The 18,142-nt window shown below is 48.1% G+C and carries 13 protein-coding genes and 2 pseudogenes; 1 reads left to right on the top strand and 14 read right to left on the bottom strand.

Annotated features, from left to right (window positions below; translation table 11 throughout):
* Positions 1-361: 361 nt before the first annotated feature.
* The 13 genes and pseudogenes from NST96_RS06850 to NST96_RS06790 all read right to left on the bottom strand — a co-directional run.
* Positions 362-784 (bottom strand): annotated as a pseudogene (locus NST96_RS06850) (transposase); the annotation flags it as partial.
* Positions 785-882: 98 nt separating this feature from the next.
* A complete protein-coding gene (gene istB, locus NST96_RS06845) occupies positions 883-1,626 on the bottom strand; it encodes an IS21-like element helper ATPase IstB (protein ID WP_342405810.1) in 744 nt (247 codons plus the stop codon).
* Complete coding sequence (istA, locus tag NST96_RS06840; RefSeq protein WP_342405809.1) at positions 1,623-3,131, bottom strand: IS21 family transposase; 1,509 nt, start codon at positions 3,129-3,131, stop codon at positions 1,623-1,625. Before istA (NST96_RS06840) ends, istB (NST96_RS06845) begins: the two co-directional genes overlap by 4 nt.
* A gap of 122 nt (positions 3,132-3,253) precedes the next feature.
* A pseudogene (locus tag NST96_RS06835) lies at positions 3,254-4,048 on the bottom strand (IS256 family transposase); the annotation flags it as partial.
* Between the two features lie 182 nt (positions 4,049-4,230).
* Positions 4,231-4,548, bottom strand: coding sequence for a hypothetical protein (locus NST96_RS06830; RefSeq protein WP_340701175.1), 318 nt, complete (start codon positions 4,546-4,548; stop codon positions 4,231-4,233).
* Entirely contained in the window at positions 4,535-5,338 is an 804-nt protein-coding gene (gene istB / locus NST96_RS06825) for an IS21-like element helper ATPase IstB (RefSeq protein ID WP_024982952.1), read from the bottom strand. Before istB (NST96_RS06825) ends, NST96_RS06830 begins: the two co-directional genes overlap by 14 nt.
* Positions 5,335-6,558 carry an IS21 family transposase gene (gene istA, locus NST96_RS06820; protein ID WP_024982953.1) on the bottom strand — a complete coding sequence of 408 codons (1,224 nt, stop codon included), beginning with the start codon at positions 6,556-6,558 and terminating at the stop codon, positions 5,335-5,337. Before istA (NST96_RS06820) ends, istB (NST96_RS06825) begins: the two co-directional genes overlap by 4 nt.
* Before the next feature lie 69 nt (positions 6,559-6,627).
* Positions 6,628-6,843, bottom strand: a complete 216-nt coding sequence (locus NST96_RS06815) for a hypothetical protein (RefSeq protein WP_340701174.1) — start codon at positions 6,841-6,843, stop codon at positions 6,628-6,630.
* Positions 6,844-6,995: 152 nt separating this feature from the next.
* Positions 6,996-7,496, bottom strand: coding sequence for a hypothetical protein (locus NST96_RS06810; protein ID WP_172920234.1), 501 nt, complete (start codon positions 7,494-7,496; stop codon positions 6,996-6,998).
* Positions 7,497-7,518: 22 nt separating this feature from the next.
* Entirely contained in the window at positions 7,519-13,038 is a 5,520-nt protein-coding gene (locus NST96_RS06805; RefSeq protein WP_342405808.1) for an RHS repeat-associated core domain-containing protein, read from the bottom strand.
* Positions 13,039-13,060: 22 nt separating this feature from the next.
* Positions 13,061-14,782, bottom strand: a complete 1,722-nt coding sequence (locus NST96_RS06800) for a hypothetical protein (RefSeq protein WP_172920236.1) — start codon at positions 14,780-14,782, stop codon at positions 13,061-13,063.
* Position 14,783: 1 nt separating this feature from the next.
* Positions 14,784-14,978, bottom strand: a complete 195-nt coding sequence (locus NST96_RS06795) for a BhlA/UviB family holin-like peptide (RefSeq protein WP_003392110.1) — start codon at positions 14,976-14,978, stop codon at positions 14,784-14,786.
* An 87-nt stretch (positions 14,979-15,065) separates the two neighbouring features.
* Positions 15,066-15,524, bottom strand: a complete 459-nt coding sequence (locus tag NST96_RS06790; protein ID WP_024985526.1) for an ArpU family phage packaging/lysis transcriptional regulator — start codon at positions 15,522-15,524, stop codon at positions 15,066-15,068.
* 185 nt (positions 15,525-15,709) lie between these two features.
* Between NST96_RS06790 and NST96_RS06785 the strand changes: the two genes are divergently transcribed.
* Positions 15,710-16,159 carry a helix-turn-helix transcriptional regulator gene (locus tag NST96_RS06785; RefSeq protein WP_003392113.1) on the top strand — a complete coding sequence of 150 codons (450 nt, stop codon included), beginning with the start codon at positions 15,710-15,712 and terminating at the stop codon, positions 16,157-16,159.
* A 116-nt stretch (positions 16,160-16,275) separates the two neighbouring features.
* Here the strand turns inward: NST96_RS06785 and NST96_RS06780 are convergent, their stop codons facing one another.
* A complete protein-coding gene (locus NST96_RS06780) occupies positions 16,276-17,736 on the bottom strand; it encodes an IS1182 family transposase (protein ID WP_327927883.1) in 1,461 nt (486 codons plus the stop codon).
* Between the last annotated feature and the right edge of the window lie 406 nt (positions 17,737-18,142).

Genomic DNA, 18,142 nt, shown 5'->3' with positions numbered 1-18,142 from the left:
CGAGCGCGGATTACTCGTTTGGGGTAATAATCAATTAATTTCCCCTTTCCCTGTTTGGATCCGAAGAAATAAGGGACTAACTCCTCATAGACTGTTTTTTAGAACTACACAAATGCCCTAACATCTACATTCTCATCCCATTTTTAAAGGGAGACCTTTAAATAATTCATGTGATTGAAGCAACCTTGTGGGTCTGTCAAGATTTTTGTGTAAACTCAATCAACCAATATATGAAAAGGTTTCATCCCCCTAATTGGGCCATTTTTCGAAACCAATAGAGTCAAGGGCGAAAGGCGAAGCGAACCCTTGACGCGTTGGTGGAGAGAAAGATAATCCCTTCGGGGATGAAGCCTTTCATTTGTTAACGGATGTACGGCTGTACCCGATCTTCAAAGAAAACGGATAGCTGTAAGAGAATCTGGCCCCAGTTCTGAACTCGTCCCGTCCACTTTCGTAGAACATCCATGGTTACGAGATATAACATCTTCAAAAGGGCATCATCTGTGGGAAACATGGCTTTTCCTTTTGTCACCTTTCGAAGCTGTCGATGATAACTCTCGATCACGTTAGTTGTATAAATCAGCTTTCGAATCTCTGGAGGATATTTAAAGAAAGTGGCAATCTCGTCCCAGTTATTCCGCCAGGAACGAACCATCAAGGGATATCTACTGCCCCAGGTTTGTTCAAACTGATCGAGTTCTTCCAACGCGGCTTGCTCCGTTGGAGCCTTATAGATAGGTTTTAGCTCGGACGTGATCTTTTTGAGATCCTTATAGGAAACATATGTGAATGTCAACCAAAATGTTGACCACAGTGCTCATCAAAAAATTGACCACCATGGCAAAAATCAATCCACCCGTCGGGTGGGTAACTTTTTCATGATCACGATCTTTGAATGCTCTGTTTAAAGCGATAACTGTCCCCATTCATTGCAAAGATGTGGGCACGATGGGTAAGCCGATCAACCAGGGCTGACGTCATTTGCTCATCTTTGAAAATCTGTGTCCATTCCGTAAATTCCAGATTACTGGTAATGATCATGCTTCCTTTCTCATAGCGGGCCGCACAAAATTGGAATAATAACTCCGCCCCGGTCCGACTCAGAGGGACAAACCCGACTTCATCCAAAATAATCAAATCTGTTTTCAACCATTGCCTCTCTAGCTGGAGAATTCGCTTTTGGGACTGAGCTTCCATAAGCTCATTGCATATTTTAGCGGCAGTCCAAAACTGGACGGAATAGCCATGATGGCAAGCTTCCTTCCCGAGTGCAATGGAGAGATGAGTTTTGCCAGTGCCAGAGTTTCCGATAAACATGATGTTCTCTGTCTTTTCGATGTACTCACAGCGAGCCAGTTGAAGCAATTTGGGCTTGTTGAGAGACGGAATGGCTGAGAATTCAAATTGATCGAGCGTTTTCATAGAAGGGAATTTGGCATGCTTGATGCGACTGGCGATTTGGTTAGCATCCCTTTGCTGAACTTCTTGCTCTAGTAGGGCTAAGAGGAACTCCTCGTAGGGAATTTGCCGTTCAGCAGCATCATGGGCAATTTCCTTATAGACACGTTTAATCGCAGGTAAGCGAAGGCGTTTCGCATAGGTTTCAAGCAAGAAACTCGTACTCAATGAACCACACTCCTTTTCTGTAACAAACGATTGTACTGGCTAAGATCTGGGGCCTTTACCTGAATACGTGGAACAGAGCTATCCTCCACCAACGAGAGTTGGGGTAGACGGTATTCCGGCAATGTTCGCTGAAACAATAATTGCCTTACGGCATCATATTGGAACATCCCTTTTTGGCAGGCCTCCTCCAGTGCTTCTTCGACAAGAGAAGTATCGAATTCACGGTGCAAAAGCAAGAGTCGAACGAACTCCTTCATCCCTCCTGGTCGGTTGCGGCACTTGTCCAAGAACTTTTGGTAAATGGCGGGTAATCCTGCCTGATGCAATGGTCTAGCATAAAGAACTGCTCCTGGACGAATAAGAAGTAAATCCAGATAATGATCGTATTGCAAAATCTCCTTTCCCTTTTCCAAACACCGCTCATGCGTCGCAATCAGGCTTTTTCCGTGATACACCTCAACTTTTTCAGCAAACACTCGGCAAGTAAGCTGGGTCGATGCATAGGAAACGGGGACGGAATAGGCATTTTTCTCAATGTGGATCATGGATAGCGTATTGCTTTTCACGGGTACAACACGGAAACAATCCAATGGCCGTGGAGGCAATGGAAGCATGATAGGCAACTCTTGAGCAAATGCTTCTCCAACCGTTAGTGAAGACCTTGGAACGGTTGTATTCTCGTAAGAGATACATTTTTCGAGGAGGATTTGATTGAGCTCCTCCAGAGAAGAAACACTGGGTACAGGGGTAAAAAATTGCCTCTGAGCAAACTGTACGAGGTTTTCCACCTGGCCTTTTTGATGCCCTTTTCCGGGATCACAGAAATAGCTTTCAAACAGGTAGTGGGCACGTAGCTGAGTAAATCGCTCTTGTTCCTCGCGATTTTTACCCTCCAATACCTTCTTAACGGCTGTTGTCAGGTTGTCGTATGTGATGACTTGGGGAACAGCACCGAAAAATTCAAAAGCATCTACATGACCTTGGAGAAGAGCCTCTTGCTTCTGATGAGCAAATGTTTTGATAAAAATCTTTCTGCTGTATGTGCAACGCATACAAAAGACTTGAACCTTTACTTGTTTCCCTTGTAAATGAACCGTAACCTCACCCCAGTCAAATTGAGCAAAGCGCCCTGGCGGGAAATCGAGAGGGACAAATGCTTTAGGGGGAGAAACCCGCAACTCTCTGACGTAGCGTCGTACAGTAGATTCACCGCCGGTGAATCCATGTTCGTCAACGAGTCTCTGGTAAATGCGTTTGGCAGTATGACGCTGCTTCGGGGGAGCTTGTTCATCTTGATGCAGCCACTCCAAGATGATGGGCTTGACAGAATCAATGACTGGCTTTGGCTTCGGTTTTGAAAGCTGATACACAGGAATCTCAGAGGATTTCAAAGCCTTTCGTATCACTTGACGGGAATAGCCGGTCTCTCGAGAAATTTGGCGAATCGACTTTCCTAGCAGAATGTGTTGTTTCCTGATAAACTCGTAATTAGCCATCTGAAGCATTTCCTTTCCTCCTATATCTTGTGGTCCGACAACTTCAAGATACAGGAAAGAGGTGCTCAGGTGGTCAACTTTTTTATGAGCAATGTACCACTAGGTGGTCAATTATTAGATTAGCATTCACAAACATACTTGATGGAATTTCGGATTTGATGGATAACACATTTCTGAATCTCCGTCTTCGGATAACATGCAGAGATGGCTTCTGTAAAGCCACGAAGATTATCGACGCTTGTAATGAGAATATCCTGGACTCCACGATTTTTCAGTTCGTTGAGGACATGCAGCCAGAATTTTGCCGATTCATTCTCCCCAATCCAGATCCCAAGCACATCTTTATGACCGTCAAGGTCAATACCAATGACCATATAGGCGGCTTTATTGACGATAGCTCCGTCCTGTTTTACCTTAAAGTGAATGGCGTCAAGGAAAACAACAGCATAAACCGCTTGCAAGGGGCGATTTTGCCACTCTTTGATCATCGGTACAATCTTATTCGTTACATTTGATATGAGCGTTGGTGAGACTTCGATGCCATAGAGCTGCTGCAGATGGTCTTGGATATCGCGTGTGGATACGCCTTTGGCATAGAGGGCAAGAATTTGATCTTCGATCCCTGTAACATTGGATTGATGTTTCTTTACAATGTTTGGTTCAAAATCACCCTCTCGATCCCGAGGGACTTGGATGTCGACATCCCCGTACTCAGAACGGACGGTTTTCTTGCTATACCCATTGCGACTGTTGGTTGTCCGCTTGTTTTTCATGTCATGCTTGGCGTATCCAAGAGAGGACTCGATTTCAGCTTCCAGCATTTCTTGGATTGTGTCTGCGAATAGATCCTTTAACGCTGACTGTACGTCGTCCACTGACTTCATGTTTTTCTCTTTGATCCACTGCTTGATCTGCTCTTTTGACATCATAAAAATCTCCCAACCTTTCTACTCCTAATTGTAGTTTAGAGGTTGAGAGTTTACACAAAATATTTTACAGACTCTATTTAAAGAAAGTGCCTCAATAACTTCTCCCCTTCGTAGGCGGCTACAAGGGCAAAAAAGAAACCCCAGACGAGTTTGGATTACTCGTTTGGGGTTAAAAGTTGTTATTTTGCTTTGTAGTTTAACTCAATTCCTATTTTAGATAATACTCCCGATTCCACTAAATCAAATACAAAACGAACACCTTTTTCCGAAATATAATTTTCTTGATATTCATCTGACATAATACTATCGAGAGTCCACTTTACACCTTTATCTACTAATATCTTCCTGATAAAGTCCGTCTTTAGCATTTGCCTCTCAGGTATATTTTCTATTACCATTCTATTTGGTAGATTTAACTCTTCTTCATTAAAAGTGATTACAACTGTCTCTAATTTATTCTCTCGGAGACTGTCAACGCCGGAATTAATTTGACCCACGAGCGCCGGTATAATTTTGACCCACCTGTGCGCCTGGTGTCGAATAGATTCCGGTTTTTAGTTTTTCTTTGAGCCGGTAGCTGTTCCCCCGGATGTTCACGACGTGGGAGTGATGCAATAAGCGGTCGAGAACAGCTGTAGCAAGAACGGGATCGCCCATGAGTTCGCCCCATTCGCCAAAGCTCTTGTTGCTAGTCAGAATCATGCTTCCTTTCTCGTAGCGTGCACAAACCAACTGAAAAAACAGGTTTGCAGCGAGCGGATCGAGGGGGAGGTAGCCCACCTCGTCCACGATGAGGATGCGTGGCCTGAGATATACCCTCATTCGTTTGTCCAGGCGATTCTCTTCATAAGCTTTTCGTAAATCGCCCACGAGCTGCGCGAGAGAGACGAAATACACAGGCAATCCTTGTCCAATGGCCTCCATAGCGATAGCAACGGCTAAATGCGTTTTCCCCACGCCGGGAGGCCCGAGAAACAACACGTTTTCTTGCCTCCCAACGAACGTCAGCGCAGCCAGTTCACGAATCAGTCGTTCATCAATCCCCGGTTGAAACGAGAAGTCGAATTCGTTGAGCGTACGCCGATAAGGGAGGTGAGACAGCTTCATGCGGACCTCTACATTTCGGCGCTGGCGATCCTGAATCTCAGCGTCCAGTAGATCATTGAGGAAAGAGAGATACGTGCTTTGGCTCCGGCTGGCAGCTTCCAGCTTGGCATCAAGCGATTGGGCGGCTTGACCCAAACCAAGTTCCTCCAGACGCTGGCGGGCTTGTTCGAGCTCAATCATGCGCCCACCTCCACAAGACGTTCATACACGTCCAACGGACGCACTTCCACGTCTTGTACAGGAATCTGAACGCCTTGCGGCTTTGGATAAGCATATCCCTGAGCTGTACTCAAATTCGTGTATTGGTCCTCACACATCACTAGCCTTCGGGATTGGTACTGCTTCTCGTGCCGGGCGATGAGCTGCTTCTCGCAGTATATTTCGACGAATCTGTTTACCTCTCGTACCTTTACTTCACGTCCGCTATACCGCCATGGAACGCCATAACGAACGCCGTCGTAGCTCACAAATCCGTCACGGCTTACTTTCCTCGGTTCAAACCGGTACTTTGCCCATCGTTCCGGAGACGGAAGCATACCGAGCTTCTCTTGTGCCAAGCGATCGATCGGTCTTTCCCCAGTTGTACCGTGGATACGACGGTTTTGCTCATCGCACCAGTGTCTGGCTTGGCGATTTAGGTCACCAAGATCGGTGAATGATCGCCCTGGCATGAAGTTCTGCTCGATGAACTGAACGCTTCTCTCGACCTTTCCTTTCGTTTGGGGACGTCGTACGCGGCAAACTTTGGGGATCAAGCCGATAGCCGCAGCAAAATCTTCAAACAACGGATGCCATCTCGGCTTTCGATCATCGCCCATGCCAAGAATAACGGTCTTCATTTGGTCGGTTAGCATGGTCTTTGGAACACCGCCGAAGTATTCCAAACCGTTCATCAAGCAGCGTAAGAAACTGTGGATGTCACAGCGCTTTGTAAATTCGATGTACATCGCTCGGGAGTAACCCAACACCATCGTAAAAACGGGGATTTTACGCACTTCACCGTTTAAATCGATGTACTCGCAAATCTTCCAGTCCACTTGGGCTTGGTGTCCGGCTTTTGTCTCATAGCGTTGCACCGCAGGTGCCTGTTTTGGAGGTCGACGGGGCTTCACATAGTCCTTGATGATCGTAATGCCCCCCGTGTAACCTCGCTCTTTCAAGAGACGCAGCAGCACTTCACAATTGAAAATTCCCTTTTCGAGGTATAGATCCAGCAAGGCTTTGAACGGATCGAGTTTTGAGACTCTCTTCTTACGCGGACGAGGTTCCGGAATTCCTTCTGCGCGGAGGTATTTTCGTATGGTATTACGGGAATGACCCGTTTCCCTTGTGATTTCGCGGATACTCTTGCCGCTCACTTGAAGTTCGTGTAATCTGATCACAGTCCCACTCCTTAGCATATGTCTCCCCTCTGAAGCTACTTTGGTCGGTAATTTCAGAGAGAGGTATTCTACAGGGGTGGGTCATTTTCATTCCGGCGAACCTGGGTCAATTTTAACCCGGCGGTGACAGAGACGAAATTCTAAACATCCATAAATCATAAATGTTGGGTAGGATTTTCTCTCGAGAGTATAGATTTCTGGTTCGCCTAGTAATTCGATAATTTTTTCTTCTGATTCACTTCCCTTAAAAATCCTCTCTATTCCAATTGTAACTAACTCCCAAAAATCAATTGTTATTTTCATTTCATCTTCTCCAGCGCTTTTATTAAGATTTTAAATTCTGCTCCCTTCATCCGTATGGAGAGTCTAGTAACGCCGACTTTTACATAGAATCTTAAATAAACCGCAAAAATTCCCCAGACGAATATCAAAATTATTCGTCTGGGGTTCCAATACTAGTCTTCAATTCCGCTACCCTTTACAACAAAATGCGAGTTCAGTTCTCCAGGGACAAAGAATCTCCAGAACTCCTCCTCTGATGAACTATCAGGGAATAATTCTAACAAATATCGATCACTAAAATAAACTTTTATACCACCAAGATCATCAGCTTCAATTTTATCCACTAATATATTTAAAGCCTTGAATTTTATAATTCGCTCATCATACCGATTCATCCCCGGTTTATCCCATACAAATTCTTCATCCTTTCCCACCCATTCCTTGTTGGGTATATATATGTCTTTCGAAGCAACAATTATTTCATGTTCTTTTGTGATCCTCCATGAGCATTGAACATTTAGGGTATGCTCTCCCACTCTTTTTTCAATACCTCTTAGAGAGGTTATTTTTTTTGTTTTACCGAAACTAAACCACGTTAGGTTCCCCGATCTTCCTGCATTCTCAACCGGTAATCCAATCAAAACCTGTAATTTTTTCTCAATTATTTTTTTCATTTTACACCTTTCTTTCAAAAATTTAAAATCTCCCTGCTTTTATTTCTTTTGCAATTTCTTCAATAGTATGGAAATCATAATTTTGTCCTGAAATTTCATCGTGTAATTTTCTTTGTTGATCTTTATTTAATTTATATTTGGTGACAATGTCTCTTACCTGTTTATTTTGAGCTTGATTATTTCTAGGGGTACCTTTGTATTGCTTCCCTATATTTCCTCCTTTTTTTGCAAAACTTAAGACGATTCCTGATCCAGATCTAACATTTTTTGCAAAATCAAGACCTGCTATAAAATCAGGAAACCCCATTTCAATCTGTTCTTTCATATAGCCTGACAGTAGCTTGTACTTGAGTCTCTGCTGTGTAGAACTTTCTAGACTATAGTAATAATCATTGTCACCACTTACCCATCTAACATAGCTGTAATCATCTTTGTAAGTAGACCAATAATCCGCTGAACCATTTCCTGGTCCAGATACGCCAATATATCCTTTGATCTTACCATTATCCAAAATTGGTCGACCTACAAAGTCCCTGTCTTCACCTAAATATATACTGCTGTCTGAATTACAATCTCCTCCGTGAGCATTTTTACCATTTGCGGAAACACAGTAGTTACCGGTTGGGTCAATATTAACTAACGGATTATTATGCACATACGTATACCGATTCAGTGTGAGCGGATTATCCACTTGCCCCTTATACGTATCCTCCGAAATAAACCGCCCCACCGTCGGGTCGTAGTACCTCGCCCGCAGATAGTAGAACCCGGTCTCGCCATCCAAGATCTCCCCGCTATAGGTAAACGGGTTGGACATCCCCTCCGTTTTCGCCGTGAGATTCCCCCACGTATCATACTCGTAGCGGTTTAGTTCCTCGCCGTTCTCCCCAACGACCTTCACGACATCCCCGTGGCTGTTGTACAGATAGTAGCCGCGCTTGTTCGCCGCAACGTCCTTTCGGGAGAGCAGCTCATTCCCCCAAATATTCTGGGCTTTCAGCTGGCCGTTTTTGTCCAGCTCCTCGATGACTCTGCCGTTCAGGTACACGTAGCGGGTTTCGCCGCCATCTGCTGTCTTCGTCGCACGGAGGCCGTCCGGATAGTACGTATATTCCGCCTTGGCTCCCGTCTTTTCATTGGTGACGCCTCTCAGGCGGTTGCGCTCGTCAAAGGTGTAGGTGGCTGTACTTGGCATCGCCGGCAGCGTGCCTTCAAAGGTCATTCGGCTGCCTCGGCCGTTATACGAATAACGATTCTCTCCCGCTGGCACATTTTCCTTCGTCAAGCGGTCCACTTTGTCGTACTCGTAGCGGTAGGTCGTGCCGTTTCGCTCAATGCTCGTCACGTTGCCGAAAGAGTAGCTGTTCTTCTCCTGCCATACAGACGTGCCGCTCTTGAAATGCTTCAGTGTGTCGACCTGGCCGAACGAATCCCGCTTGCGCACCAGGCTCACGCCGTTTGGATAGGTCAGGGTGTAGGTGTCTCCCGCGTCGCTGAGCTCATACGCGTAGCGAACGGTCTTCGGGGTGCCGTCCAGTCCCGGACTGGTAACCTCTGTCAAGCGCATAGCGTCATCATAGCGGTACGAAACCGCTTTATTTCCAGGGTAGATCAACTGATCCATCTGGTCGTCGGCGTCCGTATGGCGAATCTGATAGAGTCTGCCAAATGCCGTGAAGCTGTTCATCCGCAGAAACGGATCGTAGGTGTAGAACAACTCGCGATACAGCGGGCTGGTGGACTGGATGTTCGGGCCATTGCTGTTGGTTTCTTTCTTTACCAAAGACGTATTCGGGTAATACTCTTTGGTTTCCCGGTTTTTCACCGTACCGGCCGTGTCTTTTGTCGTCAGCTCGGACAGCTCGTAAAACGGCGTGTACGCGTACTCGTGGCGGTTGCCCGCTTTGTCCGTGAACACCGAAACTTTGCCGTTCGGGGTGTAGCCGAATGTCTCCGCGGCTCCAGATGAAACGTCCGTTTCGCTGATTTTCCAGGAAAGGGCATTGTAGTGGTACTTGGTCGTCTGGGTGTTGTTTTCCGTTACTTGGATAAGGTTTCCATATGGGTCGTAGCCGTATCGGTACTCGTTCTTTTCGGGATCGAGCAGATATACGAGCTTATCGCTTGGATTGTAGCGGTACGACCAGGAGCGCGACGTTCCGCTCTGTTCCTGCTCCGTCTTGCGCGAGAGCTGTCCGAATGCGTTGTACACATAGGCAGTGGTGCGCTTTTGCTGTCCGTCCGCCGTCTCGCTGATCTCTTTTTCCAGTTGGCCGTGTCTATCGTAAAACTGGGTTGTTCCAAGTCCGTTTGGTCCCAGGCTCTTGCCCGTATCAGTCGGGAGGTAGCGGCTGTTGCCAGCGTCCACGAGGGCATTCGCCCGCAGGTAGATTGTCGTGCCGACAGGTTCGCGTTGTTGCCAGAGCGAGCCGTCCTCATTGTATACATATGTGGTCGCCCGGTTGTCCATGGCGTAAGGAGCACTCGACAGCAAGCGCTCTCCATCTGGCGAATAGGTGTTGTATTGCAGCGGGCGGATTTGACCGTTCGTTCCAATCTGGCCTTCGTATTCCACTTCACCGCCGGGAGTAAAATGGGTGAACTTCTTCGTGCCGTCCGGCAGGGTCATTGTCACCTTGCGTTTGTCATCGTCGTAGCTGTAGGTGATTGCGCGGGTTTCCCCCTTATTGGCAAATTGCTCGCGCGTGAGCCGTCCGAGGAAGTCGTATTCGTAGGCAGCCTGGCTTTGGTCTGGGTAGGTGCGCCCAGTGACTCTGCCCAGCTCGTCGTAGGCGAAGCGGTAGGTCAGCTTTGTTTTGACTCCAGGGGAAGTCTCGACCTGCATATTGATTTCGGTCGGATTCAGCTCGTACCTGTCGTAGGCAGGGAAGTTTTGGACCAGGTTTTTATTGTCCAAACCGATCGTCATATGCTGAATGGAGGATATCCGCTTGTTCTCGTAGGTGTAAAATCGTCCGATTCCCTCGGTTTTGATGTCGGCACCGTCCGGGTAGGAATCGAGGATGTATTCCTCCTCCAGCAGCTTGTCAGCGTTGTACGTAAAGGTTTCCTTGTGAAAATGCTTTGGATTGTCTGCGGCAGTTCGGCTCATCTCCGAAAGCAGGCGAAGGCGAAATGTCGTCGGCGGCAGATACGTCCAACTGGTCGTATTTCCTTTTGGATCGATGAGCTTGACCAGATCGCCGTACGCATTGTAGCTGTATTCTGTCACCTGTGCGTACTGTGCCAGTCTTTTTCTTACCTTCTCCACACTTGCCACATCTGGCGAGAGCAAGAACTGATACACGTCGGCGTCCGGCGTCATGGAAGCGGGCCTTCCGAGAAACTCGTATGTGTAAAGAGGCTTCGTTTCTCTGCCGCGATACATGTGGCTCACATACGATACCGGGTGGTAGCGATACGTTTTTCCATCCGCAGTCATGTTGAGACTGCCTTTGATCTTGTCCGTGTCCGCCCCTGTGCCGATGTAGGTTTTGACAGAGCGGAGCAAGAACGTTTTATCTGGATTGACTGCAAACGTTTTTTCCTGGTTGGGCATGCCTTCCTGCACGATCCGGGAGACTGCGACCGCTCCGTCTCGCTTCGTCTGATTTTTCAATCGGACAGATTCGTCCTTCTTCGTTTTCCATATCTCTTTATTCGTGATTGGATAGTAGATGGTTTTCGAATACGTTTCTGTAGCCGGACGATCGGGGTGCGGCGTCTTGGCAAAACGGATATTAACGGAGGTCACCGGATGGTATGTGACATAGGTGAGCTTTTCTTTGTCGTAATAATTCCGGACGACGCCGCGGCTCAGAAAATCATCCGCATTTGGATCATAGGAGCTGTAGGAGTAGGTCATTGTAAGACCTTCTACTGGATACTTTACTTGATGGAGCAGTTGATAGTTCACGTAGTCTCGTGCGTTCCTGTCTTCCTTCAGATAGGTTGAATTCTCTATTCCATTGTAGTCCAGTGGAATCTGTTCGTTTGTCGCAGGCAGATAGTAGCTTCCACGAAGGTTAAACTCGGCTTGTCCAAATAAATAGGGATCAAGGTAGGAGTACTCCGCAATAACCTTGCTGCCTCCTCCGTTAATATCATGCTCGATGATCCGGTCTGGAGTCGTGTCTGTTCCCCATGCATACTCGATATGCTTCAACAGTTTGCTCTTGGTGGAGTCGGCATACACCTTGATATGCTGGATGATGCCCGCCTTTTTTAATTCAATGTATCGTCCGACACTATCCGTGATCACGATTGGGTCGCGGTTTGCCGGAATTTTGTACACAATTGTATCCCCATATGCGTTTCTTTTGGTAATGACATCTATCGACTCAGATACTTCAGAGTCAAAGTTTTCCTTTGTAAATTGATAAGAGTAGCCATTGTAGTTGAGTGTAGCAATTTCTTTGACGCCATTTTGGGACGGTTTATCTTTGTAGTAATACATTTCTGCACCGCTGTAAGGATAGTTCACCCAGTCCCCTTTCTTTGACGAAGACTCTAGTACCGTTCCGTCATCCAGTGTAAAGATATAGCGTGTTCCTTCTCCTCGATAGTCGCACACGTATTGAGAACTGCTTGAAGAGTAATTACAACTCGTATCTCCATGATCCATCTCTTCGAACATGGGGATATTCAGTTTCCAACCTAACGGCATATGGTACGTATGTGCATGCTTGTTGCCGATTGTGGTACTCCGGTTGCCACGGGTGCTGTAATAGAAGCGCTGCAGAATGGAATCAAACTGCGAATAGGTCCGCTCCAGCCTCAAATCCATCCCGTGCTTGCCTTCGAGGACGAGGTCTGTCTCTGTGATAGTGGAAGACCGGCGTACATCGTCTACCGGCGAATCAATCGAACGCTTGTATTGATACGTAAGCCCGGTCGGATCGTACACGGCATCCGGCAGGTCAGGATCAGACACCCTCGCATTAGGAGCCTTGGCTGAATCCGTCTCTTTTGCCTGCTTCGAAACGGTAGCTTTTTCTACTTTTTCTTTTTCAACCTGCTTTGCCTGCATGCTTTGCCACTTGCGGTAACGCTCTCCGACGACCGGAACCTCTTTGACCAGTCTGTCATACTTATCTGCCGGGATCTTTGCAATCACTCCCATCACATCCCGATCGGTCCAGCCGTACTTCTCTACCTTTTCATTGTGGGACAGCAGCCGGTCCACCTGGGGATAAAACCAGGCGGCTACCTGCAGGCTGGTGCGATCCAGCTCAGCCTTCATGCGGATGATCGCGTCGGCGGCAAACGGGTCCCACTCCATTGCCCTGATCTCCTCGTCCTTATAGGAAGGAATTTCTGCCGGTTCGAGCGTCGTTTCGGCTGTCTCCTGGGCAGCCTTGGTGAATTGCGCCAGCCATTCCTTTGTGCTCGGCAGCTTCGTTGCGTCAGGGGCTGCATTCGCCTTGCCGCTATGGAGCAGCCCGTTTTGCACCGCCCCTTGGGCCTGAACGACGCTTGGAATCAGCAAAGCCGCCGACAAAAGCAGCTTGAAGCCGATGCCGATTGACTTGTTTCGTCTCATAGTTTGCCTCCTTTTCGTTCTTCTAGCGAACGACTTTTCGTATCAAATTTCCGTTATTGTCGTAGTAGAAATCGACGAGGACTTTGCCGTCCTGCTTCATCTGGACAAGCAGCCCTTTTTCGTTGTACACGTACTCGACGCCGAGGTAGCGGACAGCGAGCCTGGCGTGAACTGCTTTCCCGTTCCAGCCTGACACGCTGAGGAAGTAGTTCTGTCCTCCGTTCAGAAGCAGGGTGACACTGGAAAAAGGCGGCTTCTTGCCGTCGTCATTGGTCGCCAGATGGCGGGTCCGCTCGTAGTCCTCGTAGACCGAGAGGATCGTATCGCTGGTGCCCTCCGCGGGATTTCCCAGAAAATAGTCGGTGTAAATCTCATAGGTACCCGTCGCGGGCGGGGTAAATTTTATGAGCTGATACTGCGAGGCAGCGACGTCCAGATCCCTGGGTGCCTGCAGGGTGACAGCAGGCGTGTCGGTAAACGCAAAGGAGAACGGATTCGTCGTCACATCCTCCAGAGCCCCGACAATCGCCTCCTTGTAGATAGTCACGGATGCTTCGCCGGAATCCTTGTTTTCATGCGAGAGCGCTTTTCCGCTGAAACGGATTGCCAGCTGTTTATCGTTCAGTCTGACCACCTGGGTCTCCAAGCCTTCCGGAAGGTTGTTGAAGCTGACCCGGCGCGAGGAGACAGTTGGAGCAAATACGCTTCCCTCCAGTGTGATGATCTGCTGCTCCGCCACGCTGCCGTCGTTGGCTTCGGTTTCGTGCAGAATCGGGACTTCTGCGGACACATTCGGCTTGGATGCAGCCGTCAGCCTGGCGTGGACCTGGCCGTCGTTTGCCGAAGGAGCCACGTACAGGTAGTAGGTCAAGCCTTTGGTCAGATTGACGTCAAGCTCTGAAAAGACGGTATCTTCTGACGCATTGTCATTTCCGCCCAACAGTTTTTGCATAAGCTCATCCTCGAAAAGCAAAAGCAGCGTGTCGTTTGGCAATCCCGTCCCCGCATAAGGAGATGTGAAAAAGCGGAAATTTCCCGTCGCCGGAGCCGTAATCCGATAACCCGGCACCACGCCTTCCGGAACATCGATATCTACCGGCGTTCCCCATGCGAGCTCGGACGGGTTGCCGACTATGAGGTTGTATCGGTCCGTCGTGCTGAAGTGCTGATCCATGCTGAAGACGACAAAATAATACGTTGTCCCGGCTTTAGCCTCGAAGGCAACCTTCTCCGCCGCCCCCGGTTCCCGCCCGAGACTTGAGCCGACGTTTTTGCTGGTCCCTTCCATGACGATCAGGTCGTAGTTCTTGTCTTTCGGGACGGTAAGCTTGACCGTCAACATGCCGGAGTAGGTTCCGGAGTCATAGCGGTAATAATCGAAATCGGACTCTGTCGAAAGCAATGACAAGTAAGAATACCCGTTTTTTGCCGGGTAGGCTTCCGGATAGTCGTCATTCGGTTCAAACGTATCGCGGACCGCAGCCGCACCAGCTTGAGGCTGCCGTGCCGCACTAGCGCTTGTGTGTGACATCCTGTCCTTTTTTCTCTTGGAAATGTAATCAAGCGCTTGTTGCGTCCTTTCGGGGCTTTCCGGCTCAGGATTCGGATTGTAGCTCCTCTGAAACAATTCAATGATTTCATGCGCGTGGGCCGTCTGGCTAAAGCCGGGCATCGTCATGACCACCAGGATCAGGCACCCCCAAACAGCCAGACGCCTCCACTTTCCTATGCGTGTTGGTTTCACGTTACTCACCTACCTTTTCTTTGATATCGCGCAGCTCGCCGATAATCACGTCGTATTTTTCGCTGAACTTGTCCAGCAGGTCTTGCAAGCGGTTTTCCCGCTCCCGGTTGGCTCTCATCACATAAAACAAGAGCCAAACAAAAAGAGCCGCGAACGGCCCCTGCTGCAAGATCGACTCCAGATGCAATTCCTCCATCACTCATCCCTCCTTTCACACAATGTCACACTGCCATCGTAACAAGCAGAGGAAAAACATGTGTGCCGCATCCGTTTCGAAATCGTTTCACGCGGGACTCTCCTCTTCGTGATATACTTCCATGCCAAGCCCCCCGGCCAGCTTGCGAAACGCACTGCTGCGGGTCCGGTAGTACGATGAATGCGTCATATTCAGCATGATGTAGGCCTCTATATCCGTCCGGTCCTCGCCGTCAAACCAGCGCGTCCAGATCAGCTCCCGTTCCCGGGAAGACAGGCGATTGACCGCTGCGAGGATTCGCTCGACGTACTCCCGCCGCTCCTGTTCGATCGTCGCGTTGCGGACGGCTGCGTCCTCTGTGCTGCTGCGAAACTTGTTCGTGACCGTAGAGGGTGTTGAGTGCCAGCCCGCTGTCGTCCGTGCCTCGATCCCCGGATGAAATCCCATGCGAATAAAATCGCGCGCCAGATCGAGCGCTTTTTTCACTCTCCGCTGTGTAGCCGGCCAATTTACTTTTGCTGTAGAAAATGCAAACCATGTTTCCATCATCTCACTCCTCACTTACAGGATATTTGTACTTTTTCCACATTCATACAGGACAATCCGATCATAAAGTACAAGTATCTTGTTAGTCAATACATTTATCACAATTTTTTCATACACACTTCCCTAAATATCTCCAATCATGTACAATATAGTTGTACTCACTAACAGGAAGGACTGGTTCGTTCATGCTCTCCCAGCGCTTACGAACAGCCCGCAAGGCAAAAGGACTGACGCAGGAAGAACTGGCGGAAAAAGTCCAGACAACCAAAGGCACGATCAGCAACTACGAAAACAACCACAGTTCACCGCCAAATGAGATGCTGGCGCAGTTGGCAGACATCCTTCAGGTCTCCACAGACTGGCTGCTTGGCCGCGTGGACGATGAGCTTGCTTCCTCCTCTGCTGCCGCGGTCCAGAGCCACAACCGATCATTGGAGGATTTGCTGCAGGAAAAAATCGACGACCCGGATGACTATTATTTTCTCGACGGTTATCTGGAAGCGTCCGAAGAAGAGAAAAAAGAGATTCGCCGATACTGGTATGATTTGAAAAAACAGATGCGGGTTCATCAGGTGAAAGAATCCCGCACTCCATCCCTGTATGCGATTACGGAAAAAATAAAAAGAGAAAAATAAAAATAGCCCCTCTTAAGAGAGGCCTGCAAAATACCTCTTTTGAGGTTTGCGGATCGGGTAACCCACACTATTTTTTACAAAAAAGGACTTTAACGAAAAATGCAGCCCATTCTCCTTTAAGAGGCGGGCTGCATTTTTTCTGCCAATTTTATCATCCGTTTTACATTTACGACGAAAGTCGTAAGTATTGCCTGTATTCGCATACGAAAGAGACCACGGTACTTGGCCTTGGTCATCCCATGATACCTTTTTAATTCAGCATTTTTGTGCTCAATAATCGATCTGCGACGAATACGTTCTTTGAACGTATCGCTGTTTTCAAACTCGATTTGCGCCTTGTAGGTTTCCGCCACGATCCGGATGGAGTAGGTCTTGCTCTTCGCTCCTGGTTTGAAACAGCCTTCCCTAAGTGGGCATGTCTTACATTTCTCCGTATCGAAGTAGAAAACGAGAGAACGACTTTTGCCACTCTTGCTTCCTTGGACAGCCTTTCGGATACTATGTTGTCCTGCCGGACAAATAACAAAGTCTGCATCCTTGTTGTACTCAAAACCTTCTTGCCTTAGCCCTCCGTTATGTACGATTGGGTTTAGTGGGACGACGGGTTGAATCTTCTTGGCTTTCATCTCGTCCAAGTTATCTTTACCCGAATATGCGGTGTCAGCAATCACTTCTTGTACTTCTATTCCTACGTCAAGCGATTGGTTCAAAAGTTGTTTGAATTGTTTTCCGTCATCCGTACTTCCTCCGGTGACCTCCACAGCCGTAATGATTTCTTCTTCGGTCATGGCAATATGCTCTTTGTAGCCAAAAAAGGATTTCGTATTACTCTTCCATCCAAAGCGTGCATCTGGATCAATGGCCGACATAATACCTTTATTGGCGAGGAGACGTTCGTCTTCCACGATGGCCTTGGCGATCTTGACCTTCTCCGAGATGGAACCCTCATGATCGGGTAACAAAGTCTCGACAGTCTCTCCAAGTTCCGCCAAGTAGTGAAGCATGATCTTCTCAGCATCCTCTTGATCTTTCTTCAACTCCGGTAACCGTGGGAGTTTCTTTTCGAGTTTTGGATGCTTTTTCACCACAACACGGAATAAGCGCTTCGCCGCATCCCGCAGTACTTCAAGCGGCTTTTGTTTTTGTGAAGCTGCCAGTGTATGGGTGGAATCCATGATGATCGTCTTTGACTTCACAAGTCCTTTTTCGATGCACTGACGTACAACTGATTTAAGCACCTCATCCACGGCTCCGGCCCCTAACCGATGATTACGAAAGCGGGATAATTGAGAGGGGTCAGGAAGGGGATCTTCTGGATTTAAACCTAAAAACCACTTATAAGCGAGGTTTACCTGCGTTTCCTGAATGATGCGTTCATCCGAAAGATTGTAGAGAACTTGTAAAAACAATAGACGAAACAGGAGTTCGGGTTCGTTAGCAGGTCTTCCGTAATGCTCACAATAAGAGGAACGAACCAACTCATGAATGAATGTGAAATCTACGATTTCATTGATTTTACGTAAAGGGTGATCCGCGGGAATTAGTTTATATAATTCGGCATGGAAGGATGCCGTGATTTGTTTAGAGGGCTGTAGCAATGGTTCCAACTCTTTCGTTTTCTTTTCATTGTACAACAAACCCAGTGTCGAAGGGGCATTGGGTTTCAGCCTGTTGAAAACCTACTGTTTCGGAGGAGAAGCATGTTTCCAGGCGGAGCGACTGGCGGAGTCCAGCCAAGCGGAACAGCGAGCCCGGGGAAACAGAAGCGCAATCTATGAGTAAACCCCGGAGCTGCGCGCCGTTTTGCGCTTCCCCCGGGATCGCTGTGGAGCGGACAGTTTCACATCCTTGCAGGACGTAGACCGGAGCGCAGATCGGAAACATGCTTCTCCCCACTACAGCTACATTCTCGATACTTAAAACCCCAGTACCTAAGGGCACTAGGGTTACGGTTTACAGATATTAGGTGGACTTTTGCAGGAC

Source organism: Brevibacillus sp. FSL K6-2834 (assembly GCF_038592925.1).
GTDB lineage: Bacteria > Bacillota > Bacilli > Brevibacillales > Brevibacillaceae > Brevibacillus > Brevibacillus borstelensis.
This window is presented reverse-complemented; position numbering and strand designations above follow the sequence as displayed.

Excerpts from the sequence above, each read along its gene's own strand:
- istA (WP_342405809.1), bottom strand. The coding sequence starts at position 3,131 with ATGCTTCAGATGGCTAATTACGAGTTTATCAGGAAACAACACATTCTG.
- istB (WP_024982952.1), bottom strand. The coding sequence starts at position 5,338 with ATGATTGAGCTCGAACAAGCCCGCCAGCGTCTGGAGGAACTTGGTTTG.
- istA (WP_024982953.1), bottom strand. The coding sequence starts at position 6,558 with ATGCTAAGGAGTGGGACTGTGATCAGATTACACGAACTTCAAGTGAGC.
- NST96_RS06815 (WP_340701174.1), bottom strand. The coding sequence starts at position 6,843 with ATGAAAATAACAATTGATTTTTGGGAGTTAGTTACAATTGGAATAGAG.
- NST96_RS06810 (WP_172920234.1), bottom strand. The coding sequence starts at position 7,496 with ATGAAAAAAATAATTGAGAAAAAATTACAGGTTTTGATTGGATTACCG.
- NST96_RS06805 (WP_342405808.1), bottom strand. The coding sequence starts at position 13,038 with ATGAGACGAAACAAGTCAATCGGCATCGGCTTCAAGCTGCTTTTGTCG.
- NST96_RS06795 (WP_003392110.1), bottom strand. The coding sequence starts at position 14,978 with ATGGAGGAATTGCATCTGGAGTCGATCTTGCAGCAGGGGCCGTTCGCG.
- NST96_RS06790 (WP_024985526.1), bottom strand. The coding sequence starts at position 15,524 with ATGGAAACATGGTTTGCATTTTCTACAGCAAAAGTAAATTGGCCGGCT.
- NST96_RS06785 (WP_003392113.1), top strand. The coding sequence starts at position 15,710 with ATGCTCTCCCAGCGCTTACGAACAGCCCGCAAGGCAAAAGGACTGACG.